Source organism: Thermomonas fusca, from assembly GCF_005862345.1.
Classification (GTDB): domain Bacteria; phylum Pseudomonadota; class Gammaproteobacteria; order Xanthomonadales; family Xanthomonadaceae; genus Thermomonas; species Thermomonas fusca.
In genome coordinates this window covers 239,328-265,011 of the sequence record NZ_SROY01000004.1, presented here as the reverse complement: position 1 = coordinate 265,011, position 25,684 = coordinate 239,328, and the positions used below count along the sequence as shown (strand labels likewise).

The following is a 25,684-nucleotide window of genomic DNA, read 5'->3' as shown; positions in this document are numbered from 1 at the left end:
CAGCGCGTGGCCAGTCAGACCGAGTTCAACGGCACCAAGCTGCTGGACGGCAACTTCGCCGGCCAGGCCTTCCAGGTCGGCGCCAACGCCGGGCAGCTGATCACCGTTGACAACATCGCCAGTGCGCAGACCAGTGCACTGGGCGAAACCATGCTGGCGGGCGCGACGGGCGCAGGAGCCGTCACTGACGCAGCGACCAGCGGCCTGACCATCAATTCCATTGCGATCGCCGACGTCACGGCCCAAGGCAGCGTCGCTACTACTGCCGCCGCGATCGTCAAGAACATCAACGCGAAAACCAGTGAAACCAACGTCGTGGCCAGTTTGGGCACCGGCGCGGACGCGAACAAGATTGTGCTCACCTCCATCAAGGAGGGCGCCAGCATCACAGTCGCAGGCTCTAACGCGGCTGACGCCATCGGTAACGCAACCACTGCCGCAACGTCCAAGTTCACCAGCAACGTGAATATCTCCAGCTTCGCCGGCGCGCAGCAGGCGATCTCGATCATGGACAACGCCCTGACCGCGGTGAACAGCTCGCGCGCCGAGCTGGGCGCGATCCAGAACCGCTTCAGCTCGGTGATCAGCAACCTGAACACCACCTCGGAAAACCTGAGCGCCTCGCGCAGCCGCATCCGCGACACCGACTTCGCCAAGGAAACCGCGGAACTGACCCGCAGCCAGATCCTGAACCAGGCCGGCACCGCCATGCTCGCCCAGGCCAACCAGGTCCCGCAGAGCGTCCTGAGCCTGCTGCGTTAAGGCGGGCACCACAAGACAGCACGACGACGGCCGGCCCCGATACGCATCAGGTCGGGGCCGGCCCAAGTGTCGGCAATCCCAGTTCCAGCACCACGCAATTTGCAGCAGGACAGCCCCCGGCCTTACTGCAGGAGAGTTACCCCGCCCCCTTCGATGAGCCGTCATGTCCAGCATCGCGCCCATCAGCGCTCCGCCTAACGGAGCCGTTCCCGCCTCGACGCCCGGCGCCGAGGCTTTGTCGCGTCCGCCCGCCGGCGCGCTCTCCCCGGAGGCTGCGCGCCAGACCAACGAGGCCCATGCCCAGCAGGCCGCCGCCGAGCAGGCGCGTAGCAAACCCACTGCCAGCGAACTGCAGAAGCAGATCGACCAGGCGTTGGCGGACTCCCGCGTGCAGACCAACCTTCGCTTCCGGGTGGATGAGGACGCGAACCGCATCGTGGTGTCGGTGGTGGATTCCGACACCGGCGAGACCATCGTGCAGATCCCCGACGAGGCCGCACTGGCGGTTGCGCGGCGGCTGGCTGCAACCGGCCGCGGCCTGCTTGACCGGGAAGCATGAACGGCGCAAGGTCGGGAGTTGCCGTCCTTGAGGAAGCGGCTTTCGCCAGCACTGCCTGTCGCGGCCACGCATGCTGGTCCAGCTAGATCGCCCGGGCTTGGCTCGAGGTTTGCATCACTCAAGGATTGGCGGGCTGCGCCGTTAAATTCCATGAAGGCAACGGCACCGCGCTTGCGGTCGCCACGGAGGACGCAAGATGGCCACCATCACCAGCGCGGGCATCGGCTCGGGCCTTAACGTCAGCGAGCTGGTCGGCCAGCTGGTCGCGGCCGAACGCGCGCCGGCGGACAACCGGCTGAACACCATCGAGACGTCCACCAAGGCGCAGATTTCCGCTTTCGGTTCGATCAAGGCCGCATTGGCCGGCATCGAAAGTTCGCTGAAGAAGCTTGACGGCGCCGGCGGACTGCCCGGTCGCAAGGCCACCGTAGCCACGGATGCGGGCTTCACCGCCAGCGCCGGCACCTCCGCTGCGCTGGGCAGCTACTCGGTCATCGTCGAGAAGCTGGCCACTGCGCACAAACTGCAGTCGGCCGCTGCCACCAGCACCACCCAGATCGGCGATGGCACGCTGACGTTGAAAGTGGGCGATGGCGATGCCTTCGATGTCACCATCGATGCCGGCAAGGGAACCCTGGCCGACATCCGCGATGCCATCAACAGCCAGGCCGCCGGCAAAGGCGTGAGTGCCACCCTGGTCAACGGCGACTCCGGCCAGGTGCTGGTGCTGAGTTCGGGCAAGACCGGTGCCGCCGGCGCCCTGACAGTCAGTGCCAGCGGCGGCGATGGTGGCCTGTCGGTGCTGGCTACCACCGGCGGCACGCTGACCGAGGTGGCTGCAGCGCAGGACGCCGTGGTGCACGTGGACGGCATCACTCGTACGTCGTCTACCAATACGCTGACGGACCTCGTTGACGGCATCACCCTGACATTGACCAAGGCCAAGCCCGGCGAGGCCTTCTCGCTGGACGTGGATTCCGACGCCAGTACGCTGAAGGCCTCGATGCTCGGCTTCATCAGCGCCTATAACACCGCGCTGGGCGCGCTGCGCACGCAGAGCGCCGCCGGTGGCGAGGGCAAGCTGGCGGGGCCGCTGAGTGGCGACTCCGCACCGCGCGCGATCACCGCTTCGCTGCGCAACGCGATCGGCAACAACTACGCCGAACTCAATGCGCTGGGCCTGAAAACCGCGGTCGACGGTTCGCTCAGTCTGGACGGCAGCAAGTTCGACGCGGCGATTGCCGCCAACCCCAGCGCGATCAAGAGCCTGCTCGGCGAAGACGCCAACCTGGGCAAGAGCGTGCGCGACATGTTGCATAACTATGTGGGCGCGCAGGGGCTGCTGGCGGATCGCAGCAAGAGCCTTGATACCCGCATGAAGACGGTGAGCCAGCAGCGCGCCGACCTCGACGCCCGCATGGAACGCCTGGAAGCCTCGTATCGCCGCCAGTTCACCGCGCTGGACGCGATGATGGCCCAGATGCAGAGCACCTCCAGCTATATCGCCCAGCAACTGGGCGCCCTCAACAGCCGCTGACCAATCCCATGAACGCTCGCACCTCCGCCCAGCACTATCGCCAGACCGCCGTCAGCAGCGCCGTGCTGGACGCTTCCCCGCATCGGCTGGTAAGCCTGATGCTGGCCGGCGTTCGCGAACGCCTGAAGCTTGCCAGCGCCTGCATGGAAATCGGCGACCTGCCGCGCAAGGGGCAGGCTATCAGCGAAGCCAGCCTGATCATCAGCGAGCTGGACGGATCCCTGGATCACGCCGCCGGCGGCGAAATCGCCGACGGTCTGGCTGCGCTGTACGACTACTCGCAGCGCCGGCTGACCGAGGCCAACCTGAACAACGATGTCGCGGTGGTGCAGGAGGTCGACGGCCTGATCGCCGACATCGAATCCGCCTGGCAGCAGATCGACCCGGAACGCGCCCGGTGACCGACTACACCACCGACGCCCCACCCGCCCTGCCGGTCGATGCCCTGCGCGAAGCGCTGGGCCGGGCCGATCTGGACGCGGCCGCGGCGCTGGTGGACGCGCATGATCGCGCCGTGCGTCAGGCGCTGGGTGGCGCGGACACCGCGCTGCTGGACCCGCGCCAAGTGCAGGCATGGGTGCAGCTGTTGAACGACCAGCAGGCGATGCTGGAAGAATTGGGGCAGCGGCGCGACTTCGTCGCCGACCAGCTGCAGCAGCTGCAGCGCCACCAGCGAGGCGCCAACGCCTACCTGCAGGCGATGGGATGAACCGCGAACACGCCGACGCGGCCCTGTTCGGCGACGCGCTGGCCTGTGAAGACCTGCAGCGGGCGGCATTCGTGCCACAACAATTGGATCCGGCCTGGCTGGAAACCGTCTGCTCCCGCGCCGAGATCCACCTGTCCGCGATCGCCATCATCGAAGACAGCCGCAACGAAGAAGAAGAAGGCCCGCAGGGGCTGGCGCTGCGGCGCATCGAAGCAAAACTCGACCTGCTGCTGACGCTGGTCGGCAACCTGAATGCGCAAGCCAGCGCCGATTCGCGGCTGCCGATTCGCTGGTCGGCCCAGGGCGTGCGCATGCCGGCCGGCGATGCCTGCGTGGAAGGCAGCACCGGCCTGTTCCGCATGCAGGCAACCCCCTGGTTGCCGGAGCCGCTGGTGCTGCCGGCGGTGGTGATCGCCTGCGCACCCGGCGACGACGGCAGGCCCAGCCAGTGGCTGCAATTCGACCCACTGCCGGAACCCACCCGCGCCGCGCTGGAGCGCCACCTGTTCCGCCAACATCGTCGCGCCATCGCCGAGCTTCGCGCCCAACGCGACCTGTAACCGGCGCGCCACTGCCCGGCCGTTCACCCCGACAGTGCGCACCGCGCCCTGCCGCTGCCGCCCCGAACGCTGCGCCTGCCCACGTGTCGATTTTCCGACTTCGGTCGCGCCTATTTCAGTGGATTCGCCTACACTGCATGCAAGACGCGTGCGCGGTTACTCGGTAGGGGCGACTTAACCACAGCAGATGGGCAGTTCAGGCAGGACCACGGGGGGCCGGGATGAAGGCTAGCTTGCAGGCCAAGATGGGGCAGTCGATGACGCTGACCCCGCAGCTGCTGCAGTCGATCCGCCTGTTGCAGGTCACTTCGCTGCAGCTGGAACAGGAACTCCATCAGATCCTGGAACGCAACCCCCTGCTGGAGCAGGAGGCGGACGAGGAAGAGCCCGTTTCCGCCGGTGATGGCGATGACGCCGCGCTGGAAGCCGCCGCCTGGGACGAATTGCCTGAACCGATGTTCCTGTCCGGCGGCAGCCATGCCGGCGATCCGGACAACGATGCCACCGCCCGCATCGCCGCCGGCGAATCCAGCGACCCGCGCCAGCGCCTGTTGCAACAGCTGCAGCTGCGCTGCAACGCGCGCGAACTGGCGATGGCCGCATGGTGGCTGGACTGCTGCGACGACCGCGGCTATCTGGAAGGCGATCCGTTCGACCTGGCCCGCCATGGCGCTATGCAGCTGGCCGACGAACTACCCGACGCCGACGCCACGGCCCTGCTGGCCGCACGCCAGCGCCTGCTGCTGGAGGGCGACTGGCCGGGCATGGCCGCGGCCGACCCGCGCGAATGCCTGCTGGCCCAGCTGCGCACCCTGTCCGCCAGCGATGCGCGGGCGCTGGCGCTGCGCATCGTCGGCGAGCAGCTGGAAACGCTGGCCCGGCACGAACTCCCGGCCTTGGCCAGGCAGCTGGACGCATCGCCCGCCGAGGTGGCGACAGCAGTGGCGCTGGTGCTGTCGCTGCAACCGCACCCGGTGGAACAGCCGCCGGAGCCGGAGCCCGCTTTCATCGTGCCGGACGTGATCGCCTGGCGCGGCGGGGGCGGCTGGCAGGTACGCCTGAATACCCGCAGCGCGCCGCGCCTGCGCCTGTGCGCGCATGCGGAGCAGGCCTCAGGCCACGCCGGCATGCGCGGCCTGCTGGACGAAGCGCGCTGGCTGCTGCGCAGCCTGGGCATCCGCAACGAAACCCTGCTCAAGACCGCGCGGGTGCTGGTCACGCGCCAGCGGGCCTTCCTTGAACAGGGCGAGGAAGCCATCGCGCCGCTGACGCTGAAGGAGGTGGCCGAGGAAATCGGGGTGCACGAATCCACGATCTCGCGCATTACCACCGGCAAATACATCCAGACCCCGCGCGGCACGCTGGAACTCAAGCGCCTGTTCGCGGTGCGGCTGGAGGGCGCGGAGGTGTCCGGCGCGGCGATCAAGGCGATGGTGCGCCGGTTGATCGAGGACGAGCCGGCGCACGCGCCGCTGGCCGACGAGGTGATTGCCGCGATGCTGGCCAGGCAGGGCATTCGCGTGGCGCGCCGCACCGTGGCCAAGTATCGTGAACAGCTGTGCATCGCACCGGCGCGGATGCGCCGCCGCGAGCGGGGCCCGGCCCCGATGGCGCGGCTGGGCTGATCTTCTCAAGGGGGGAAGAAGATGTTGAGAACCATCAGGGTGCTGCTCGTGGATGACCACGAAGGCTTCATCAACGCGGTGACCCGACACATGCGCAAGCATGCGTGGATCGACATCGCCGGCACCGCGGCGAACGGTATCGAGGCGGTGGCCCGTTCCGAATCCCTGCGTCCGGACGTGGTACTGATGGATCTGGCGATGCCGGAAATGGGCGGATTGCAGGCCACGCGGCTGATAAAAGCCCAGGATGCGCCCCCATTTGTCGCCATCGTCAGCCATTTCGACGACAACGAGCACCGCGAGCATGCCCAGCGCGCCGGCAGCGATGCCTTCGTCAGCAAGCTCAACTACATGCAGGAAGTGCTGCCGCTGCTGGAAAGCCTGGCCGGGAACGAGGCCGGCGCATGAGTGAATCGCGCATCCTGGTGGTCGATGCCGACGACGCCCGCACCGAACGGCTGGCGACGCTGCTGGATTTCATGGATTTCACCCCGCGCATCGTGGTCGATGCCGCGGACCTCGACCTGGGCAAGGCGCGCGCCACCGACTGGGTCGCGGTGATCGCCGGCGACGTCGGCGATGCCGACGCCTGGGATGCGTTCGTTGCCTGGCTGGCGGCGCAGCCCATGCACCCGCCGGTGATCGTCCTGCCCGGCCCGGCCGACGCCAGCGGCTGGCGCCGGCACCTGCACCCCGAAATGGTCTGGACGCTGGACTATCCGATCCGCCGCAACCAGCTGCAGGACGTGCTGCGCCGCGCCAGCATCAAGCGGATGGACGACGACGAGCGGCGGGAAATCCCGCAGGCCGGCCCTACCGGGCGCAGTTCCGCGGTATTGCGGCTGAACCGCTTGATCGACCAGGTGGCCCGCTTCGACACCACCGTGCTGCTCCTGGGCGAATCCGGCACCGGCAAGGAAGTCGCCGCGCGTTACATCCACGGTCTTTCGCAGCGCAGGGACAAGCCGTTCGTCGCCATCAACTGTGGCGCGATCCCGCCCGACCTGCTGGAAAGCGAGCTGTTCGGCCATGAGAAAGGCGCGTTCACCGGCGCTCTGACCCAGCGCAAGGGCCGTTTCGAGATGGCCGAGGGCGGCACCCTGCTGCTCGACGAGATCGGCGACATGCCGATGGCGATGCAGGTGAAGCTGCTGCGGGTGCTGCAGGAGCGCGTGTTCGAGCGCGTGGGCGGCGGCCCGCCGATCACCTGCAACGTGCGCGTGCTGGCGGCCACCCACCGCAACCTCGAGGCCCATATCGCCGATGGCCGGTTCCGCGAGGACCTGTTCTACCGCCTCAACGTGTTCCCGATCGAGCTGCCGGCGCTGCGTGAACGCGGCGACGACCTGCCCGATCTGGTGATGGCGATCACCCGCCAGCTGGCCGAAGCCGGGCGTGGCCGGGTGACCCTGACCGACGAGGCCATCGCGGCGCTGCAGCATTACAACTGGCCGGGCAACGTCCGCGAGCTCAGCAACCTGCTGGAGCGACTGGCGGTGCTGCACCCGGAAGGCCGGGTCGGCGTCGGCGACCTGCCGGCGCGCTACCGCGCCGCGATTCCGGAAGAACTGCTGCGCGATGCACCGCCGCCGCGCGAAACCCAGCTGCCGCCGCTGCAGCCGGTCGCGCCCTCGCCCGCGCCGCCGCCATCGCCGCCCGACCCGGCCGCCCTGTCGCCGCTGGTGTCGCTGCCGGCGGGCGGCCTGGATCTGCGCCAGCACATTGCGGAAATCGAAAACGAGCTGATCCGCCAGGCCCTGCAGCAGAGCGGCGGCGTGGTTGCCCACGCGGCCCCCCTGCTGGGCCTGCGTCGCACCACCCTGCTGGAGAAGCTGCGCAAATACGGGATCGGCCGCGGCAGCGAAGCGCCGCTCGAAGACAGCCATCGCGATTCCTGAGCGAATCTCGGGCGCCATGCGCCGTTCTGGAACAGCTTTCGTAGGACTTTCTCGTTGGCGGGGCTGCGGCCCCGACGCCATATCGGACGCGAGAAGTTTCCGGCCGCAGGCAATGGCCACGGCGAAAACTGCTTCTAGATGAAGCATGAGATATGCCTCATATTTCATTGAAATATAAGACATTTAATTTTCCGGCATAACCACCGGCAGTTTTCCGTCACCGCCCCGGCATGGGTTTTGCACGAAAGGCGACAGGCTTCCCTGTCCCCGTGCCCAGATGACCGATGCCATCAGCTCGATCCTCTCCCAGATCCGCGCCCACGAGACGCGGGCGCAGGGCCCGCTGGGCAATCCGGCGGCCGTCGATGCACGCCCGTCCAATGCCATCGAGACCGGGCAGCCGGCGCGCGCCGACTTCCAGAAGACCCTGAGCAACGCCATCGACGGGGTCAGCAAGACCCAGAACGAGGCCGGCGCGCTGCAGCATGCGTTTGAAATCGGCGATCCGCGCGCCGACCTGGCCCGGGTCATGGTGGCGATGCAGCAGTCCCAGGTCGCCTTCAAGGCGGCGGTGGAAGTGCGCAACCGCCTGGTCCAGGCCTATCAGGACGTGATGAACATGCCGGTCTAGCAGGCCTGACCGCCACCCGGCGCCGCGCGCCCGGCCGTTTTCGCTTCACCCCTTCCGCCCTTTCCAGCCAGAATCCCGCCAGCCATGAGCGCCATCGCACTTCCCAAGAACACCGAAGGCCTGAAGAACCTGGGACGCCTGCAGGACATCCCGATGGTGCGGCAGCTGCTGACCCTGGGCGTGACCGCGGCCGCCATCGCGCTGGGGCTGTGGCTGTTCTTCTGGACCCAGAAGCCCACCTACGCGCCACTGCCGGGGCTGGACGCCAAGACTGCCGGCGAGGCGCGCGACGTGCTGCGCAATGCGCAGCTGCCGTTCAAGATCGACCCGACCACCGGCGCGCTGTCGGTGCCGGAAGACCGCATCGGCGAAGCGCGGATGGCGCTGGCCGCCGGCGGCATCGGCGCGGGCGAGGATCGCGGGTTCGCCGCGATGGAAGGCGACCAGGGCTTCGGCACCAGCCAGTTCGTGGAAAACGCGCGCTACCAGCATGCGCTGGAAACCGAACTGGCCCGCACCATCTCCAACCTGCGCCCGGTGCGCGAGGCGCGGGTGCACCTGGCCATGCCCAAGCCGTCCGCGTTCACCCGCAACAAGGACCCGGCCAGCGCCTCGGTGGTGCTGCAGCTGCAGAGCGGCGCCAGCCTGGAGCAGGGCCAGGTGGATGCCATCGTGCATCTGGTGTCCTCGTCCATCCCCGGCCTGCCGGCCAGCAACGTCACCGTGGTCGACCAGTACGGCCGCCTGCTGTCCAATCCGGATCCGGACAGCGACGCCGCCATCAGCGCCAAGCAGTTCGAACGCCAGCGTCGCCAGGAAGCGGTGTTCGTGCGCCGCATCCAGGAATTGCTGGAGCCGATGACCGGCCCCGGCCGGGTTCGCGCCGAAGTCAGCGTGGACATGGATTTCAGCCAGACCGAGCAGGCCAGCGAGAAGTACGGCCCGGACCCCGCCATCGTGCGCAGCGAGCAGCTGTCCGAATCCGGCAACCTGGCCGCCGCCGCCCCGCCGCAGGGCGTGCCGGGCAGCGCCACCAACACCCCGGCCGCGGCAGCAGCCGCCAACCCCGCCCCCAATGCCGCCGGCGCAGCGCCGGCAACCGCCGCGCAGACCACCGCGGCCAATGGCAACGGCACCCGCAGCTCGGTGCGCAATTACGAGATCGACCGCACCCTGACCCACACCCGGCAGGCGCCGGGCCGGATCAGCCGGGTCACCGCCGCGGTGCTGGTGGACAACCTGGCCGGCGCGCCGGGCAAGAACGGCAAGCCCACAGAACGCGCACTCAACGCGCAGGAAATCCAGCGCATCCAGTCGCTGGTGCAGCAGGCGATCGGTTTCGACGCCCAGCGTGGCGACGCCGTGACCGTGGTCAACTCGCCGTTCGCGCGCCAGCCGGAACTGGCCATCGAACCGGCGCCGCTGTGGGAAAATCCGAAGGCCCGCGACCTGCTGCGCACCCTGCTCGGCGGCCTGGCGGTGCTGGCGGTGGTGTGGTTCGTGCTGCGCCCCGCCTTTCGCGCGCTGACCACGCCGAAGGTGCTGGTCAAGCACGAAGCGCAGGATGCGGAGATCACCGAGATGCTCGACCACGACGACCAGCCGCTGCCGCCGGCGCTGACCCAGGAGCGGATCGCCAAGCGGCGCGATTTCGAAGCCAAGGTGCAGGTGGCGCGCGATGCCGTGGCCACCGATTCCAAACGCGTTGCCTCGGCGGTGCGTGAACTGGTGAATGCCGATGAGTGATTACGCCCTGTCCGGCGTCCAGCGCGCCGCCGTCATCCTGCTGTCGCTGGGCGAGCAGCAGGCCGCCGAAGTGCTCAAGCACATGGGCGCCAAGGAAGTGCAGAAGCTGGGCGTGGCCATGACCTCGGTCGGCGGCGTGTCGCGGCAGGACGTCGAGAAGGTGATCGACGACTTCGTCGACACCCTCGAACAGCCCAACATCGGCAGCGGCGCCGACGAGTACGTGCGCAGCGTGCTGGTGCAGGCGCTGGGCGAAGAGCGCGCCAGCAGCCTGATCGACCGCATCCTGCTGGGCCGCAACACCACCGGCCTGGACACGTTGAAGTGGATGGAGCCGCGCGCCATCGCCGACCTGGTGCGCAACGAACACCCGCAGATCATCGCCATCGTGCTGTCGCACCTGGATCCGGACCAGGGCGCCGACGCGATCAAGTTCCTGCCCGAGCGCACCCGCGCCGACGTGCTGATCCGCATCGCCACCCTGGACGGCATCCCGCCGCACGCGCTCAATGAATTGAACGACGTGATGGCCAAGCAGTTCGCCGGCAACCAGAACCTGAAGTCGTCCTCCATCGGCGGCATCAAGGTGGCGGCCAACATCCTCAACTTCATGGATGGCGGCCAGGACGAGGTCATCCTCGGCACCATTGCGCAAGTCGATGAAACCCTGACCGCCAGCATCCGCGACCACATGTTCGTGTTCGACAACCTGGCCGAGATCGACGACCGCGCCATGCAGTCGGTCCTGCGCGAAGTCCCGGCCGATCGCCTGGCAATGGCGCTGCGCGGCGCCGATGCCAAGGTCAAGGACAAGATCACCTCCAACATGTCGCAGCGCGCCGCGGAAATGCTGGTCGAAGACATGGAAGCGCGCGGCCCGGTGCGGCTGGCCGAGGTCGAGGCCGCGCAGAAGGAAATCCTCACCATCGTCCGCAAGATGGCCGAAGACGGCACCATCCAGCTGGCCGCCAAGGCCGAGGTCTTCGTATGAGCAATGCCGTGCGCTGGGCCGCGCCGGAGCTGGCGCCGCCACCGCCACCCCCACCGCAGGAACCGGTGCGGCACATGCCCAGCGTGGAGGAAGTGCAGGCCATCGAAGAGGCCGCGCATGCGGAAGGCTATGCGCGCGGGCACGCCGAGGGCGTCGCCGCCGGCCAGGCCGAAGTGCGCCGCATCGCCGCGCAGATGGAAGGCATCCTCGATGCGTTCACCCGCCCGCTGGCGCGGCTGGACGCGGAAGTCGGCGATGCGCTGGGCGATCTCGCCGTGCGCATCGCCGGCGCCCTGCTGCGCCGCGACTACGCCGCCGAACCGGCACTGCTTGAGGCGCTGGTGCGCGAAGCGCTGGAACTGGCAGGCAGCGATCAACGCCAGCTGGAATTGCGCCTGCATCCGGATGACCTGGCCATGCTTGCCCCGCAGCTGCTGGCGCTGGAAGGCGTGCGCCTGAGCGGCGACACCACCCTGGCCCGTGGCGACCTGCGCCTGCATGCCGACAGCGTGCGCATCGACGGCAGCCTGTCGACGCGCCTCAACGCGGTCCTGCAGCGGATCGTCAGCGGAGCCGGTGCATGAACCGACCTGCCGCCCCCTTGATCTTTGCTGCGAAAAAGCGCTGGATAGGCATGGAGAACCGTGACGCCTGTCGCGGTTCGTGGAAAGCCGCCAAGCGCAGCCTCGCGGGACGCAGCCGATGAGCATTGCCGCCGCACAGTGGGACGAAGCACGCAGCCTGCGGCTGGCGATGCGGCTGCGCGGCATGGACACCGCGCGTGTCGACGGCATGGGCATGGTTCGCGAAGGCGTGCTGCGCCGCGCGGTCGGCCTGACCCTGGAAGCCACCGGTTGCGAAGCGCCGCTGGGCGCGCGCTGCAGCGTGGAAAGCAGCGGCGGCCGCTGGGTGGATGCCGAAGTGGTCGGCTTCGCCGGCGACCGCGCCTTCCTGATGCCCACCTCCGACCTGTCCGGGCTGCTGCCGAACGCCCGCGTCATCACCGGCTCCAGGCGCGGTGAAGTGGCGGTGGGCGAAGGCCTGCTGGGCCGCGTCATCGACAGCGATGGGGTGCCTCTCGATGGCCGCCCGCCGCTGCGCCCGGAGGATTTCGTCGGACTGGCCGGCGTGCAGATCAACCCGCTGATGCGCGAGCCGATCACCCGCTCGCTGGACGTGGGCGTGCGCGCCATCAACGCCCTGCTGCCGATCGGCCGCGGCCAGCGCGTCGGCCTGTTCGCCGGCTCCGGCGTCGGCAAATCGACGCTGCTGGGGATGATGACCCGCTACACCGCCGCCGACGTGATCGTGGTCGGCCTGATCGGCGAACGCGGCCGCGAAGTGCGCGATTTCGTCGAGAGCACGCTGGGCGAGGAAGGCCTGCGCCGTTCGGTGGTGGTGGCCGCCCCGGCCGACCGGCCGCCGCTGGCGCGCCTGCACGGCGCCCTGCGCGCCACCGCCATCGCCGAATGGTTCCGGGACCAGGGCTTGCATGTGCTGTTGCTGATGGACTCCCTGACCCGCTTTGCCCACGCGCAGCGCGAAATCGGCCTGTCGGTGGGCGAACCGCCGACCACCCGCGGCTACCCGCCGTCGGTGTTCGCGCGCCTGCCGGCACTGGTGGAACGTGCCGGCAACGGCGCCGACGGCCGCGGCTCGATCACCGCCTTCTACACCGTGCTGACCGAAGGCGACGACCAGCAGGAGCCGATCGCCGACGCCGCCCGCGCCATCCTCGACGGCCACATCGTGCTGACCCGTCGGATCGCCGACGCCGGCCTGTACCCGGCCATCGACGTGGAAGTCTCGGTCAGCCGCGTGATGCAGGACATCACCGACCCGGCATGGCGCGGCCGCATCCGCCGGCTCAAGCAGCTGATGGCCGCCTACAACGCCCAGCGCGACCTGATCGCCATCGGCGCCTACCAGCGCGGCAACGATCCGGTGGTCGATGACGCCCTTGCGCTGTGGCCGCAGATCCTCCAGTTCCTTGGCCAGGACGTCGCCGAGTCGGCCGATGTCGAAACCAGTCGCAATGCCCTTGCCCGTCTGCTCGACGGCGTACCGGAGATCGTTCAATGACCCGTTCGCAACGACTGGACCCCCTCCTCCGGGTCACCCAGCAGCGCCAGGACACGGTGGCGAAGATGCTGGCCGAGCGCGACAAGACCCTGGCCGAGCAGCAGCAGCGCCTGGACACGCTGAAGGAATACGCCGATTCCTACAGCGTCGCGCCGTCGGGCGGCACGCTGGCGCCGGCCATGCTGGCCAACCACGTGGCGTTTCGCGCCAAGCTCGACACCGCCCTGCAGCAGCAGGCGCAGGTGGTCGACAGCTCGCGCCAGAACTGCGAGGTGGAGCGCGCCCGGCTGATGCTGGCGAGCCGCGACAACAAGGTGCTGGAGCAGCTGGCCGCCAGCTATCGCGCCGAGGAAGTGCGCGTGGCCGACCGCCGCGAGCAGCGTGAACTGGACGACCTGGGCGCGCGCCGCGTCCGCGTGGCGCAGGAAGGCAACGAATCATGATGGGCGAGACCGCCAGCCTGCCGCTGCCGTCCGCGCTGCCCGCAGCCGTGGTACCGGCGGCGAACGCCACCGCCGCCAGCGGCACGGCGGCCCCGAAGGCCGCTGCCGTCGGCACCACGCAGGACGCCGCTGCCGGTCCGGCCGGCAACCCCGGCCTGTTGTTCGCGCTGCTGCTGGGCGAGCAGCCGGAAGCAGCCGGGATTTCACTGGCCGGCGCGCTGCCGGCGGCCACCCGCGCCGCGGCCGGCGAACGGCAGGAAGAAGCACCTGCCGCCGATCCGCTGCTGAACGTGCTGGCGCAGATGCCGCAAACACAGCAGATGCCGGTGCTGCCGGTGGCGCCAACCCTCCCGCCCGCATCCGTGACCAACGCCGCCGCCGCGGTCGCCGTCGATGCCGGCACACGCTCGTTGTCCGCGCTGGCGGCCAGCCAGCCGGTTCCGGGGCTGGCAGCCGGCGCCGACATCGCCATGTCCGCGCCCACATCCGTTACCTCCGCCAGCGCCGGCCTGCCGGGGAAAACCGCAGCCGATACCGGCTTGCCCAACGCTCGCGCCGCGCGCCTCCCGCTGCCGCAGCAGGGGGCTGCCAACCAGGTCGCGCTTGCCGAAGCACCGCTGCCGGGCTTCGTGTTGCCTGCCGCGGAACAGGCGGGCGCTCCGATCGAGGCCGCAGCCGCGGTTTCCCCCGCGCCGCTCAACGCGCTGCAGTCGCTGGCCGGGGTGCAGCCGCTCGGCGCCCCCGCTGCGCCAGTCGCCGTGCCCATGCTGTCGCAGCCGGCGGACCCCGCCCAGGGCTATGACGACGGCTTCAGCGGCCACGTCGCCTGGCTGGCAGGGCAGCGCATCGGCCAGGCGGAAATACGGGTGGTGCCCGAGCACCTGGGCGCCATCGACATCCGCCTGCAGATGGACGGCAGCAACGTGCGCGCGGAGTTCCACAGCGCCCAGCCGGAAGTCCGCCAGGCGCTGGAAGCCAGCCTGCCGCGGCTGCGCGAAATGCTTGGGCAGCACGGCCTGCATCTGGCCCATGCCGGTGTCGGCCAGGGCCAGGGCGGCCAACGCCAGTCCGGCGACCGCACGCCGCAGCCCGGCCACGCCGGTGGCCTGACCCTGCCAGACGAAGCGGGTTCGCCGCTGCCGCCGGATTTCCGTCGCGCCCGCGGGCTGCTTGACGTCTACGCCTGATAGCGCGGCAACCCTGGCGCGGTTTTCCGCCCGCCTGGCGCGGCAGCGGGCGGGTGTGGCGTGACGGCGTCGAGATTGGCCATTGCAATGACGGCACGCGATTTGCACCATGATGGGCATAGCCCGCTCAAGGATGGATCGATCCGTGTCAGCCGCACCCGCCAAGACTCCTCCCGGCAAGCCCGGTGCCGCAGCGCCCGAGGCACCGCCGCCGAAGAAGTCGAAGAAGCTGATGTTCATCGCCCTGACCCTGGTGGCGATCGTCGCCGCCGGCGGCGGCGCGGCGTTCTGGTTCCTGAAGCCCTCCGCCCCGGCCAGCGCCAAGCCCTCGGGCCCGGCGCGGTACATCGCGCTGGAGCCGGCCTTCGTGGTCAACCTGGCCGACGAAGGCGGCGCGCGCTACCTGCAGGCCGACGTGCAGCTGCAGACCCGCGATGCGGACACCGCCGCGGCGGTGGCGCTGCACACGCCGATCATCCGCAACAAGCTGCTGCTGCTGTTCGGCCAGCAGACCTCGCAGCAGCTCACCGGCCGCAACGGCAAGGAACAGCTGCAGGCGCAGGCGCTGGCGGAGGTCAAGAAAACCCTCAGGGCGCAGCACGCGGCCAACCAGGTCGAAGCGCTGCTGTTCACCAGCATCGTGATCCAGTAGGCGGACCAGCCCGATGACCACCGACCTGCTCAGCCAGGACGAGATCGACGCCCTCCTCCACGGGGTGGATTCGGGCGCGGTCGACGTCGAACCGCCGCCGGTCCCCGGCGAGGCGCGGACCTACGATTTCGCCACCCAGGAGCGGATCATCCGCGGTCGCCTGCCGACCCTGGAGATGATCAACGAACGCTTCGCGCGAACCTGGCGGATCGGCCTTTTCAACCTGCTGCGGCGCTCCGCCGACCTTTCGGTGCGCGGCATCGACATGATCCGCTTCGGCGAATACATGCACTCGCTGCAGGTACCCACCAACATCAACCTGGTGAAGATGAAGCCGCTGCGAGGCACCGGCATCGTGATGTTCGAGCCGCGCCTGGTGTTCACCGTGGTCGACAACTTCTTCGGCGGCAACGGCAAGTACCACACCCGCATCGAAGGCCGCGAGTTCACCCCCACCGAGATGCGGGTGATCCAGCTGCTGCTCAAGCAGACCTTCTCCGACTTCGCCGAGGCGTGGGCGCCGGTGATGAACGTGGAGTTCGAGTACATGAACTCCGAGGTCAACCCGCACTTCGCCAACATCATCAGCCCGCGCGAGTACATCGTGGTCTGCCGCTTCCACGTCGAGCTGGAGGGCGGCGGCGGCGAGCTGCACCTGGCGCTGCCCTGGTCGATGCTGGAGCCGATCCGCGAGCAGCTGGACGCCGGCGTGCAGAGCGACCGCGTCGAGAAGGACGAGAGCTGGACCAGCGCGCTGCACGCGCAATTGCAGGACGTGGCGGTGGACCTGAAGAGCACCCTCGCCACCCGCCAGATCAGCCTGCGCGAACTCAGCAAGCTGAAGGTCGGCGACGTGATCCCGATCGACCTCAAGCCCGACATCCCCGTGCACGTCGAACACCTGCCGCTGTTCTCCGGCGAATTCGGCGTCCACAACGGCAAGAACGCGGTGAAGATCACCGAAGTGCACGCCACCCGTTCCCCCCAGAATCCGGTACCGACGCTATGACATCCTCCGACGAAGCCGCCCAACTCGCCGCGTTCGAGGCGTTGACCGCCACCAGCGCCAGCAAGACTTCCAATGCGACCGGCGAGAAGAACGACCTCAACCTAGACGTCATCCTCGACGTGCCGGTGACCCTGTCGCTGGTGGTCGGGCATGCGCGCATCCCGATCCGCAACCTGCTGCAGCTCAACCAGGGCTCGGTGGTGGAGCTGGAACGCGCCGCCGGCGAACCGCTGGACGTGTACGTCAACGACACCCTGATCGCGCAAGGCGAAGTGGTGGTGGTCAACGACCGCTTCGGCGTGCGCCTGACCGACGTGGTCAGCCCCAGCGAGCGCATCAAGCGCCTGCGCTGAGCCGATGGACAGCACCGCACTTCCCGGCAGCACACCCACGCAGAATGCGCCGCGGCCCGCACCCGCGGGCGCTGCACCCGTGCAGGACGCCAGCACTCCGGCCAATACCGCCTCCGCAAGCATGCAACCCGCGCAGCCGCAGGCGCCAGTCGCGGCAGCCGCGACCGATGCGCAGGCCCCCCCTGCCACGACCGTTGTCGCGGCGCCGGTCAGCGCACCGCCGGCCACCGCGGCCAGGACCATCGCCGGCATCCCGGCGCGGCCCGCCAAGACCGGCGCGACCGTGCAGCAACCGGCGCATGCGTCCCCGCCCAGCGCGGCCGGCAGCATCGGCGGCACCCTGTTCGCGCTGGCACTGGTGCTGGGGCTGATCTTCGGACTGGCCTGGCTGGCGCGGCGGATGCCGGGGATGACCGGCCTGCGCGGCAATTCCGGCCTGCGGGTGGTGCGTTCGCTGGGACTGGGCGCGCGCGAGCGGCTGGTGGTGGTGGAAGTGGGCGGCACCCAACTGCTGCTCGGCACCGGCGCCGCCGGCACCCGCCTGCTGCACACCCTGGAAACTCCACTGCACGACGACGCGCCGGTGCAGCCGACCCCGTTCGCCCAGCTGCTGGCACAGCGCCTCGGGAAAAAACCGGCATGAAGCTGTCCCTGCCCCGCCCGCGCACGCTGCTGATCCTGTGCGCCCTGGCCTGCTGCCTGTTCGCCGGCGACGTGTTCGCACAAGCCGCGCAAGCCGCGCAAGCTGCACCGGCAGTGGCCCCCGCGTCGCCGTCGCTGCCGGACGTGAACGTCGGCCAGATCGGCAACCAGCCGGTCAGCATGCCGATGCAGGTGCTGCTGCTGATGACCAGCATCACCCTGCTGCCGGCGCTGCTGCTGGGGGTGACCGCGTTCACCCGCATCATCATCGTGCTCAGCCTGCTTCGGCAGGCGCTCGGCACCGGCCAGGCGCCGTCCAACCAGGTGCTGCTGGCGCTGGCGCTGTTCCTCACCGTGATGGTGATGCAGCCGGTGTTCGACCAGTCGTGGAACGCCGGCATCGCGCCCTACCTCGACAAGCAGATGGATTTCCGCACCGCCTGGGAGGCGGCGTCCGGGCCGTTCCGCGCCTTCATGCTGGCGCAGGTGCGCGAAAACGACCTGATGACCTTCGCCAACCTGTCCAACACCGGCCCTTACGCCACCCCGCAGGATGTGCCGTTCGGGGTGCTGGCCGCGTCCTTCCTCACCAGCGAGCTGAAGACCGCGTTCGAGATCGCGTTCCTGATCTACATCCCGTTCGTCATCATCGACCTGGTGGTGGCCAGCGTGCTGATGTCGATGGGCATGATGATGCTGTCGCCGATGCTGATCTCGGCGCCGTTCAAGATCCTGCTGTTCGTGCTGGTGGACGGCTGGGTGCTGGTGGTCGGCGCGCTGGCCGGCAGTTTCAACACGATCTGACCGGAGCCCGCCGATGAATCCGGAAACCGCCCTCACCCAGCTGTCCCAGGGCCTGTACATGGCCCTGCTGCTGGCCATGCCGCTGCTGTTGGCGGTGCTGGCCACCGGCGTGGTGGTGGGCATCCTGCAGGCCGCCACCTCGATCAACGAGCCCACCGTGGCGTTCGTGGCCAAGGTCATCGCGCTGGTGGCGGTGGTGGCACTGACCGGCAACTTCCTGCTGGGGCGGCTGGTGTCGTTCACCACCGAGCTGTACCAGCAGATCCCGCACCTGATCGGCTGACGCCGGCGCATGGACGACGTCACCTTCATCAGCGCACAGGGCGTGAACCTGTTCGCGATGCTGGGCACGGTGCTCTGGCACTCGATCCGGATCGGCGCGGCGCTGCAGGTGCTGCCCTTCGTCGGCGGCCAGGGCATGCCGGCGCGGGCGCGGCTGATCATCACCCTGGCGGTGTCGGCGGCGCTGTCCGGGATGCTGCCGGTGCCGCCGTCGGCGGCGGTGGACGCGCTGACCGCGTTGAACGTGCTGCGCGAATTCGCCATCGGCATTTCCATCGGCATGGTGCTGCGGCTGGCGTTCGAGGTCGGCATCCTGGCCGGCCAGTTCATCTCGCAGGACATGGCGCTGTCGTTCGCAACCATGGCCGACCCCGCCAACCAGAGCCAGATGTCGGTGCTGTCGGTATGGTTCTACCTGTGCTTCGGCCTGATCTTCTTCACCCTGGACGCCCACCTGGTGCTGTTCCGGCTGCTGGCCAACAGTTACACGATGCAGCCCATAGGTGCGCCATTCGCCGATTTTTCCGCGTTTTTGTCGGTAGTTCCCGGCTTTTTCACCACCGTCCTGCGCGCCGCCGTGCTGCTGTCGCTGCCGGTCACGGTGGCGATGCTGGCGGTCAACATCGTGGTGGGCGTACTGTCCCGCGCCGCGCCGCAGTTCAATCCCATCCAGATCGGCATGCCGCTGGCGCTGCTGGTCGGCCTGACCCTGCTGGTGGTGCTGGTACGCGAATTGCTTCCCCCCGTTGAGGCGTTGTTCGGGCAGGCATTCGAGGCCGCCCGCGCCATCACGGGTTGAGTTGGAATGAGTGAATCGGCGGACCGCGAGGACCGGACAGAAGCCCCCAGTCCCAAACGCCTGCGCGAAGCCCGCGAGCGCGGCGACGTGCCGCGTTCGCGCGAGTTGGCCAACGTGGCGGTGCTGGGTGCCACCGCGGTCGCGATCCTGGCCAGCAGCGGCTACATGGCGCGCACCTCGCTGGGCTGGATGCAGGGCGCGCTGACCTTCGACCCCTCGCTGATCGGCCATCCCGATCGCCTGCTGCCGCACGCCGCCCTGCTGGTGGCCGGTGCCGCGCTGCCGGTGTTGCCGCTGCTGACAGTAGCGCTGCTGGCCTGCTTCATCGCGCCGTTGGCGATGGGCGGTATCGTGTTCAGCAACCAGGCGCTGCAGCCCAATTTCGAGCGTCTCAGCCCGATGGCGTGGCTGCGCCGCACCTACGGCCAGGAAGGCGCGGCCGAGCTGGTCCGGCAGATCCTGCGCATCCTGATCATCGGCGCCATTGGCGCGTGGGCGGTGCATCGCGCGCTGCGCTTCATCCCGCAGCTGCAGAAGATGCCGCTGGAAGCGGCGGTGTCCGAGGGCATGGGCTTCATGCTGCACGTGCTGGTGGCCGTGGTCGGCGCGATGGGCCTGCTGGCCGCGGCCGACGTGCCCTACCAGCACTGGAACTGGCGGCAGAAGCTGAAGATGACCAAGCAGGAGCTGCGCGACGAACACAAGGAAAACGAGGGCAACCCGGAGGTCAAGGGCAAGGTCCGCCAGCTGGCCCGGCAGATGTCGCAGCGGCGGATGATGGAAGCGGTGCCCGAGGCCGACGTGATCGTCACCAACCCCACCCACTACGCGGTGGCGCTGAAGTACGAGGCCGGCAGGATGCGCGCGCCCAAGGTGGTGGCGATGGGGGTGGACGAGATCGCGCTGAAGATCCGCGAGATCGGCAATGCGCACCGGGTGGCGACGGTCGCGGCGCCGCCGTTGGCACGCGCCTTGTATCGGAACGCCAAGCTCGATCAGGAAATCCCCGTGCAGCTCTACGCCGCCGTCGCCCAGGTGCTCTCCTACGTGTTCCAGCTGCGCCGCTGGCACCCTTCGCACGGGCCGATGCCGCAGCTGGCCACGGTTGCCGTGGATCCGTCGCTGGATGACGGGAAGTCGCCGCGATGAGCGCCGCCCCCGACAACCGCGCGCAGGGCACCAGCTCGCTGTCCTCGCTGCTGCAGTCGATGCGCAGCGGCGCCGCCGCGCCGGTGGTGGTGCTGGCGATGCTGTCGATGGTGGTGGTGCCGCTGCCGCCGTTCCTGCTCGACCTCCTGTTCACCGTCAACATCGCGATGTCGCTGATGGTGCTGTTGGCGGTCGTCTACGTGAAGCGCCCGCTGGAGTTCTCGGTATTCCCCAGCGTGCTGCTGATGGTCACCCTGCTGCGGCTGTCGCTGAACGTGGCCTCCACCCGCGTGGTGCTGCTGCACGGCCACCAGGGCGGCGCCGCGGCAGGCCACGTCATCGAATCGTTCGGCAACTTCGTGGTCGGCGGCAGCTATGCGGTCGGCATCGTGGTGTTCGCCATCCTCACCATCGTCAACTTCGTGGTGGTGACCAAGGGCTCCGGGCGCATCTCGGAAGTGTCGGCGCGCTTCATCCTCGACGCCCTGCCCGGCAAGCAGATGGCGATCGACGCCGACCTCAACGCCGGCCTGCTGACCCGCGAGGAAGCCAAGCTGCGCCGCGAGGAAGTGCGCAACGAAGCCGATTTCTACGGCTCCATGGACGGCGCCAGCAAGTTCGTGCGCGGCGATGCCATCGCCGGCCTGCTGATCCTGTTCATCAACCTGATCGGCGGCGTGCTGATCGGCATCCTGCAGCACGACATGGCCTTCGGCGATGCCATGCAGACCTACACCCTGCTGGCGATCGGCGACGGCCTGGTGGCGCAGCTGCCGGCGCTGCTGGTGTCCACCGCGGTGGCGATGCTGGTCACCCGTGCCACCCGCGAACAGGAAATGGGCGCGGCGGTCAGCGCGCAGGTGTTCGGCCAGCGCCGCGCGCTGGTGGTGGCGGCCGCGCTGATGGGCCTGATCGGGATCGTGCCGGGCATGCCCAACCTGCCGTTCCTGCTGTTCGCCGGCATCCTCGGCTATGGCGCCTGGCGGCTGAAAAAACACGAGGACGCCGAGGCGGCGCCCGCTGCTCAGGAATCGGCTGCGCCGGGCTCCAGCGCGGTGGCGGAACTGAGCTGGGACGAAGTGGCGCCGGTGGAGCCGCTGGGCCTGGAAGTGGGCTACAAGCTGATCGCGCTGGTCGACAAGGCACAGGGCGGCGAGCTGTTGACCCGGCTCAAGGGCGTGCGCCGCAAGCTGACCCAGGACCTGGGCTTCCTGATCCCGGCCGTGCATGTACGCGACAACCTCGAACTGGCAGCCGGCCAGTACCGCGTCCTCGTCCACGGGGTGCCGGTGGCGGGCGGCGACCTGCACCCGGACCGGATGCTGGCGCTGGACCCGGGCCGGGTGTTCGGTCCGCTGGAAGGCATCCCCGGCAAGGACCCGGCGTTCGGGCTGGATGCCACCTGGATCCTGCCCAGCCAGCGCGCCCACGCCGAATCGCTGGGCTACACGGTGGTCGATGCCGGCACCGTGGTCGCCACCCACCTGTCGCATCTGGTGCGCGAACGCGCCGCCGAACTGCTGGGCCATGACGAAGTGCAGCAGCTGCTGGGCAGCGTCGGCAAGGCGTCGCCCAAGCTCGTCGAAGACCTGACGCCGAAACTGCTGCCGCTGTCGGTGATCGTGCGGGTGCTGCAGTCGTTGCTGACCGAGAAGGTGCCGCTGCGGCAAATGCGCCGGATCGTGGAGGCACTGCTGGAACACGGCATCCACACCCAGGACCCGTCGGTGCTGACCGCCGCCGTGCGCACCGCGCTGGGCCCGTTCATCGTCCAGGAGCTCAACGGCATGGCGCCGGAACTGCCGGTCTTCACCCTGGCGCCGCAATTGGAACGCATATTGCAAGACTCGGTCAGCGGCCAGGGCGCCGCGTTGGAACCCGGACTCGCCGAGCGGCTGCACCAGAACCTCAGCGAGTGCGTGGCCCGGCAGGAACAGCGCGGCGAACCCGCGATCCTGCTGGTCCCCGGCGGGATCCGCGCGGCGATCTCGCGGCTGGTGCGCCACAGCGTGCCGCAGCTTTCGGTGCTGGCCTACGGCGAAGTGCCCGAAGACAAGCGGTTGCGGTTGCTGGGGGCGGTTGGCTGAGCTTGGCACTCCACAGACTGGATAGCGGATCGACACCATGAGAATCAAACGCTTCATCGCCCCGGACATGCGCACCGCACTGCGCATGGTGCGCGACGAACAGGGCCCCGACGCGGTGATCCTGTCCAGCCGCCAGGCCGCCGAAGGCGGCGTGGAAGTGGTGGCCGCCACCGATTACGACGAAGCGCTGGTGCAGCAGACCCTGCGTACCATGAACGTGCCCACGCTTGCCGCCGAAGCGCCGGCCCGCGCGGTGTTCCGGATCGACGGCGTGGAAGTGGCGCCGCTGGAAAAAGCCGCGCCGCCGGAACGCCAGAGCAGCCGGCTGGAACAGATGATGGCCGCGTTCAAGCCCACCCGCGCGCCGGCTGCCGCCGCGACCAGCCCGGCGCTGGCGCTGCCCGAACCCGCCGCTGCCGCGAAGGCGCCGCGCATCGACGTGTGCATCGACGATGAGCAGACCGACCAGCCCGTCGATTTCGCCCAGGCCCTGCGTCGCGCCGCCGCCCCGCCGGCACCGGCCGAGGTGGCGCCCGCGCCGGTGGCGAGCCTGCCGATCCAGGCGCCCGTCGCCCCCCCCGCACCGCAGGCGCCGGCAACCACCGATGCCTCCCCGACCTTGCGAGTGATCGAAACCGATCCCGCGGTGTCCGCGCTGCGCGCCGAACTGGCGGCGATGCGCAAGGTGATCGAGCGCGAGATGGGCCAGTTCGCCAGCGAACGCCTGCGCGGTTCGCCCGCCCGCGCCGCCGCGTTGGACGCGCTGGCCGCATTCGGATGCGACGATTCGCTGGCGCAGCGGATCGCCCAGCGACTGGACCCCACCCTGCCGACCGAAGCCATCCTCGCCCCGCTGCGCGAAGCGCTGGCCGCGGAGCTGCCGGTTGCCGCCGAAGAACTGCTGGAGCGCGGCGGCATCGTCGCCCTGCTCGGCCCCACCGGCGCCGGCAAGACCACCACGATTGCCAAACTGGCCGCCCGCTACGCGGCGCGCCACGGCACCCGCGACGTGGCCCTGGTCAGTGCCGACAACGAACGCGCCGGCGCCCGCGAACAGCTGCACGTGCTGGGCCGCCGGCTGGGCGTGACCGTCTGCGATGCCGACGGCCCGGAAGCCCTCGCCCACGCGCTGGAGCAATTGGCGGACTACCCGCTGGTGCTGGTCGATACCGCCGGCTACGGCCTGCGCGACCGCGCCCTGCTGCGGCAGATCCTGTGGGTGCGTGCCGCCAGCAACGTGCGCAGCCTGTTGGTGCTGCCGGCGAACGCGCACCCGGCCGACCTCGGCGAACTGCTGCGCCGCTACCGCCCGGCGGCGCCGGAAGCGGTGATCCTGACCAAGCTGGACGAAAGCATCCGCCCGGGTGCGGCACTCTCGGTACTGGTGCAGCATAATCTGCCGATGGCCTACACCACGTCGGGCCAACGGGTACCCGAGGACATCGAGCTGGCCGACGCGGAACAACTGGCCAGCACCCTGGACTTCCCGCGCCGCGACAGCGCCGCCAGCCCCCACCAAGACGAAGGCCGCCATGCATCCGCTTGAGTCCCAACGCCCCGCGAACGCCAATGCCGCGCCCCGCGTGATCGCCGTGACCGGTGGCAAGGGCGGCGTGGGCAAGACCACCACCTCGATCAACCTCGCCATGGCGCTGGTCAATGCCGGCCAGCGCACCATGCTGCTGGATACCGACCTGGGGCTGGCCAATGTCGACGTGATGCTGGGCCTGTCGCCGCGCTTCACTCTGGCCGACGTGTTCGCTGGCCGCTGCGAGCTGCGCGACACCGTGATCGAAGGTCCGCGCGGACTGATGGTGGTGCCGGCCGCCTCCGGCAAGCGCCACATGACCGAGCTGCTGCCGCAGCAGCACGTCGGCCTGGTCAACGCGTTCTCGCACCTCGACATCCCGCTCGACGTGATGATCGTGGACACGCCCGCCGGCATCAGCGACGGCGTGCTGACCTTCTGCCAGGCCGCGCAGGACGTGATCCTGGTGGTCTGCGACGAGCCCGCCTCGGTCACCGACGCCTACGCGCTCATCAAGGTGCTCAGCCGCGACCGCGGCGTGAACCGCATCCAGGTGCTGGCCAACCAGGTGCCCAACGTCAACGAGGGGCGCGCGGTGTTCGACAAGCTGGAGCGGGTGACCTCGCGCTTCCTCGACGTCACCCTGTCCTACCTCGGCGCCATCCCGCGCGACGAATGGCTGCGGCTGGCGGTGCAGCGGCAGGAATCGGTGGTCGATGCCTTCCCCACCGCGCCCGCATCGCTGGCGTTCCGCGATATCGCCCGCAAGATCGGCCAGTGGCAGGCCCCGCAAGGTCCGCGTGGCCACGTTGAATTCTTCACCGAGCGCCTGGTCGCCGCCCAGGGGAGCGCCTGTGCATGATGAATACCGGCGCCGCCCAATACCGCGCCCAGCAGACCGGTGACGCCGCCGCCATCGTGGCGCGCCACGCCGAACTGGTGCGCCGGATCGCCCACCATCTGGCGGCGCGGCTGCCCTCCAGCGTCGACATCGACGACCTGATCCAGGCCGGCATGATCGGCCTCATCGAAGCGGCGCGGAACTTCCAGTCGGACCAGGGCGCCACCTTCGAAACCTATGCGTCCATCCGCATCCGCGGCTCGATGATCGACGCGATCCGCGCCGGCGACTGGGTGCCGCGCTCGGTCCACCGCCGCTATCGCAACGTGGTTGCCGCCACCCGCAACGTGGAACAGCGCGAAGGCCGCGCCGCCACCTCGCAGGAAATTGCCGAGGCGCTGGAGATGAGCGTCGACGATTACCACCACGTGCTGCAGGACGCCGCGCGCGGCCAGCTGCTGAGTCTGGACGAATACGCCGAAGAGCACGACGGCGAGCCGCGGCTGGAACAGCAGGACAACATCACCCCCGCCCGCCGCTTCGAGCAGGGCGCGTTCCGCAGTGCGCTGGGCGATGCCATCGAAAACCTGCCCGAGCGCGAGCAGCTGGTGCTGTCGCTGTACTACGAGCAGGAACTGAACCTGCGCGAGATCGGCGCGGTGCTCAACGTCAGCGAATCGCGGGTCTGCCAGATTCACGGCCAGGCCATGCTGCGGCTGCGTTCTCGGCTGACCGACTGGCGCAGCGAAGTCGACGCCGAAACGGCCTGAGGCGGTGCGTCCGGGGCTGCATCTCCGGTGTGGATGCG

The 25,684-nt window shown here is 69.2% G+C and carries 28 protein-coding genes; all 28 read left to right on the top strand.

What is annotated here, in order from left to right; genetic code table 11:
• The coding region (locus E5S66_RS10800; protein WP_281278277.1) for a flagellin at positions 1-762 on the top strand (762 nt) is incomplete at its 5' end.
• 163 nt (positions 763-925) lie between these two features.
• Positions 926-1,321, top strand: coding sequence for a flagellar protein FlaG (locus tag E5S66_RS10795; protein WP_138349203.1), 396 nt, complete (start codon positions 926-928; stop codon positions 1,319-1,321).
• A gap of 196 nt (positions 1,322-1,517) precedes the next feature.
• Positions 1,518-2,858 carry a flagellar filament capping protein FliD gene (gene fliD / locus E5S66_RS10790; protein ID WP_138349202.1) on the top strand — a complete coding sequence of 447 codons (1,341 nt, stop codon included), beginning with the start codon at positions 1,518-1,520 and terminating at the stop codon, positions 2,856-2,858.
• Positions 2,859-2,866: 8 nt separating this feature from the next.
• The gene (gene fliS / locus E5S66_RS10785) at positions 2,867-3,259 is read left to right on the top strand and encodes a flagellar export chaperone FliS (RefSeq protein ID WP_138349201.1); all 393 of its coding nucleotides are present in this window, start codon (positions 2,867-2,869) and stop codon (positions 3,257-3,259) included.
• Positions 3,256-3,567, top strand: a complete 312-nt coding sequence (gene fliT / locus E5S66_RS13580; protein ID WP_171033538.1) for a flagellar protein FliT — start codon at positions 3,256-3,258, stop codon at positions 3,565-3,567. The genes fliS and fliT overlap by 4 nt, the downstream gene beginning before the upstream one ends.
• Positions 3,564-4,127, top strand: coding sequence for a PilZ domain-containing protein (locus tag E5S66_RS10780; RefSeq protein WP_171033537.1), 564 nt, complete (start codon positions 3,564-3,566; stop codon positions 4,125-4,127). Before fliT ends, E5S66_RS10780 begins: the two co-directional genes overlap by 4 nt.
• A 221-nt stretch (positions 4,128-4,348) precedes the next feature.
• On the top strand, positions 4,349-5,752 hold the full coding sequence (rpoN, locus tag E5S66_RS10775) for an RNA polymerase factor sigma-54 (protein WP_138349199.1): 1,404 nt from the start codon (positions 4,349-4,351) through the stop codon (positions 5,750-5,752).
• Between the two features lie 24 nt (positions 5,753-5,776).
• A complete protein-coding gene (locus E5S66_RS10770) occupies positions 5,777-6,160 on the top strand; it encodes a response regulator (protein ID WP_138349220.1) in 384 nt (127 codons plus the stop codon).
• Positions 6,157-7,650 carry a sigma-54 dependent transcriptional regulator gene (locus E5S66_RS10765; RefSeq protein WP_138349198.1) on the top strand — a complete coding sequence of 498 codons (1,494 nt, stop codon included), beginning with the start codon at positions 6,157-6,159 and terminating at the stop codon, positions 7,648-7,650. The genes E5S66_RS10770 and E5S66_RS10765 overlap by 4 nt, the downstream gene beginning before the upstream one ends.
• A 277-nt stretch (positions 7,651-7,927) precedes the next feature.
• A complete protein-coding gene (fliE, locus tag E5S66_RS10760; RefSeq protein ID WP_028839331.1) occupies positions 7,928-8,281 on the top strand; it encodes a flagellar hook-basal body complex protein FliE in 354 nt (117 codons plus the stop codon).
• Between the two features lie 84 nt (positions 8,282-8,365).
• The gene (gene fliF, locus E5S66_RS10755) at positions 8,366-10,027 is read left to right on the top strand and encodes a flagellar basal-body MS-ring/collar protein FliF (RefSeq protein ID WP_138349197.1); all 1,662 of its coding nucleotides are present in this window, start codon (positions 8,366-8,368) and stop codon (positions 10,025-10,027) included.
• Between the two features lie 7 nt (positions 10,028-10,034).
• Positions 10,035-11,018 (top strand): flagellar motor switch protein FliG, encoded by a 984-nt coding sequence (gene fliG, locus E5S66_RS10750; RefSeq protein ID WP_171033541.1) that lies wholly within the window; start codon positions 10,035-10,037, stop codon positions 11,016-11,018.
• Positions 11,015-11,602, top strand: coding sequence for a FliH/SctL family protein (locus E5S66_RS10745; protein WP_028839328.1), 588 nt, complete (start codon positions 11,015-11,017; stop codon positions 11,600-11,602). Before fliG ends, E5S66_RS10745 begins: the two co-directional genes overlap by 4 nt.
• Positions 11,603-11,720: 118 nt before the next feature.
• Positions 11,721-13,100, top strand: a complete 1,380-nt coding sequence (gene fliI / locus E5S66_RS10740) for a flagellar protein export ATPase FliI (protein WP_138349195.1) — start codon at positions 11,721-11,723, stop codon at positions 13,098-13,100.
• Entirely contained in the window at positions 13,097-13,543 is a 447-nt protein-coding gene (gene fliJ / locus E5S66_RS10735) for a flagellar export protein FliJ (protein WP_138349194.1), read from the top strand. The genes fliI and fliJ overlap by 4 nt, the downstream gene beginning before the upstream one ends.
• Positions 13,543-14,730, top strand: a complete 1,188-nt coding sequence (locus tag E5S66_RS10730) for a flagellar hook-length control protein FliK (protein ID WP_171033536.1) — start codon at positions 13,543-13,545, stop codon at positions 14,728-14,730. The genes fliJ and E5S66_RS10730 overlap by 1 nt, the downstream gene beginning before the upstream one ends.
• A 145-nt stretch (positions 14,731-14,875) precedes the next feature.
• Complete coding sequence (locus tag E5S66_RS10725; RefSeq protein ID WP_171033535.1) at positions 14,876-15,382, top strand: flagellar basal body-associated FliL family protein; 507 nt, start codon at positions 14,876-14,878, stop codon at positions 15,380-15,382.
• A gap of 13 nt (positions 15,383-15,395) precedes the next feature.
• Positions 15,396-16,391 carry a flagellar motor switch protein FliM gene (gene fliM / locus E5S66_RS10720; protein WP_028839324.1) on the top strand — a complete coding sequence of 332 codons (996 nt, stop codon included), beginning with the start codon at positions 15,396-15,398 and terminating at the stop codon, positions 16,389-16,391.
• Complete coding sequence (gene fliN / locus E5S66_RS10715) at positions 16,388-16,744, top strand: flagellar motor switch protein FliN (protein ID WP_028839323.1); 357 nt, start codon at positions 16,388-16,390, stop codon at positions 16,742-16,744. Before fliM ends, fliN begins: the two co-directional genes overlap by 4 nt.
• A gap of 241 nt (positions 16,745-16,985) precedes the next feature.
• Positions 16,986-17,387, top strand: coding sequence for a flagellar biosynthetic protein FliO (fliO, locus tag E5S66_RS10710; protein WP_425472215.1), 402 nt, complete (start codon positions 16,986-16,988; stop codon positions 17,385-17,387).
• The gene (fliP, locus tag E5S66_RS10705) at positions 17,384-18,190 is read left to right on the top strand and encodes a flagellar type III secretion system pore protein FliP (protein ID WP_138349191.1); all 807 of its coding nucleotides are present in this window, start codon (positions 17,384-17,386) and stop codon (positions 18,188-18,190) included. The genes fliO and fliP overlap by 4 nt, the downstream gene beginning before the upstream one ends.
• 13 nt (positions 18,191-18,203) lie before the next feature.
• Entirely contained in the window at positions 18,204-18,473 is a 270-nt protein-coding gene (locus tag E5S66_RS10700) for a flagellar biosynthetic protein FliQ (RefSeq protein ID WP_028839320.1), read from the top strand.
• Positions 18,474-18,482: 9 nt separating this feature from the next.
• Positions 18,483-19,271 carry a flagellar biosynthetic protein FliR gene (fliR, locus tag E5S66_RS10695; RefSeq protein ID WP_138349190.1) on the top strand — a complete coding sequence of 263 codons (789 nt, stop codon included), beginning with the start codon at positions 18,483-18,485 and terminating at the stop codon, positions 19,269-19,271.
• Between the two features lie 6 nt (positions 19,272-19,277).
• Positions 19,278-20,420: a flagellar biosynthesis protein FlhB gene (flhB, locus tag E5S66_RS10690; RefSeq protein ID WP_138349189.1), complete on the top strand. Its 1,143-nt coding sequence runs from the start codon at positions 19,278-19,280 to the stop codon at positions 20,418-20,420.
• 59 nt (positions 20,421-20,479) lie between these two features.
• Positions 20,480-22,507, top strand: a complete 2,028-nt coding sequence (gene flhA / locus E5S66_RS10685) for a flagellar biosynthesis protein FlhA (protein ID WP_425472214.1) — start codon at positions 20,480-20,482, stop codon at positions 22,505-22,507.
• A 37-nt stretch (positions 22,508-22,544) separates the two neighbouring features.
• Positions 22,545-24,053 (top strand): flagellar biosynthesis GTPase FlhF, encoded by a 1,509-nt coding sequence (gene flhF, locus E5S66_RS10680; RefSeq protein WP_138349187.1) that lies wholly within the window; start codon positions 22,545-22,547, stop codon positions 24,051-24,053.
• On the top strand, positions 24,040-24,897 hold the full coding sequence (locus E5S66_RS10675; RefSeq protein WP_138349186.1) for a MinD/ParA family protein: 858 nt from the start codon (positions 24,040-24,042) through the stop codon (positions 24,895-24,897). Before flhF ends, E5S66_RS10675 begins: the two co-directional genes overlap by 14 nt.
• Positions 24,894-25,646 (top strand): RNA polymerase sigma factor FliA, encoded by a 753-nt coding sequence (locus E5S66_RS10670; protein ID WP_425472211.1) that lies wholly within the window; start codon positions 24,894-24,896, stop codon positions 25,644-25,646. The genes E5S66_RS10675 and E5S66_RS10670 overlap by 4 nt, the downstream gene beginning before the upstream one ends.
• Positions 25,647-25,684: the final 38 nt, after the last annotated feature.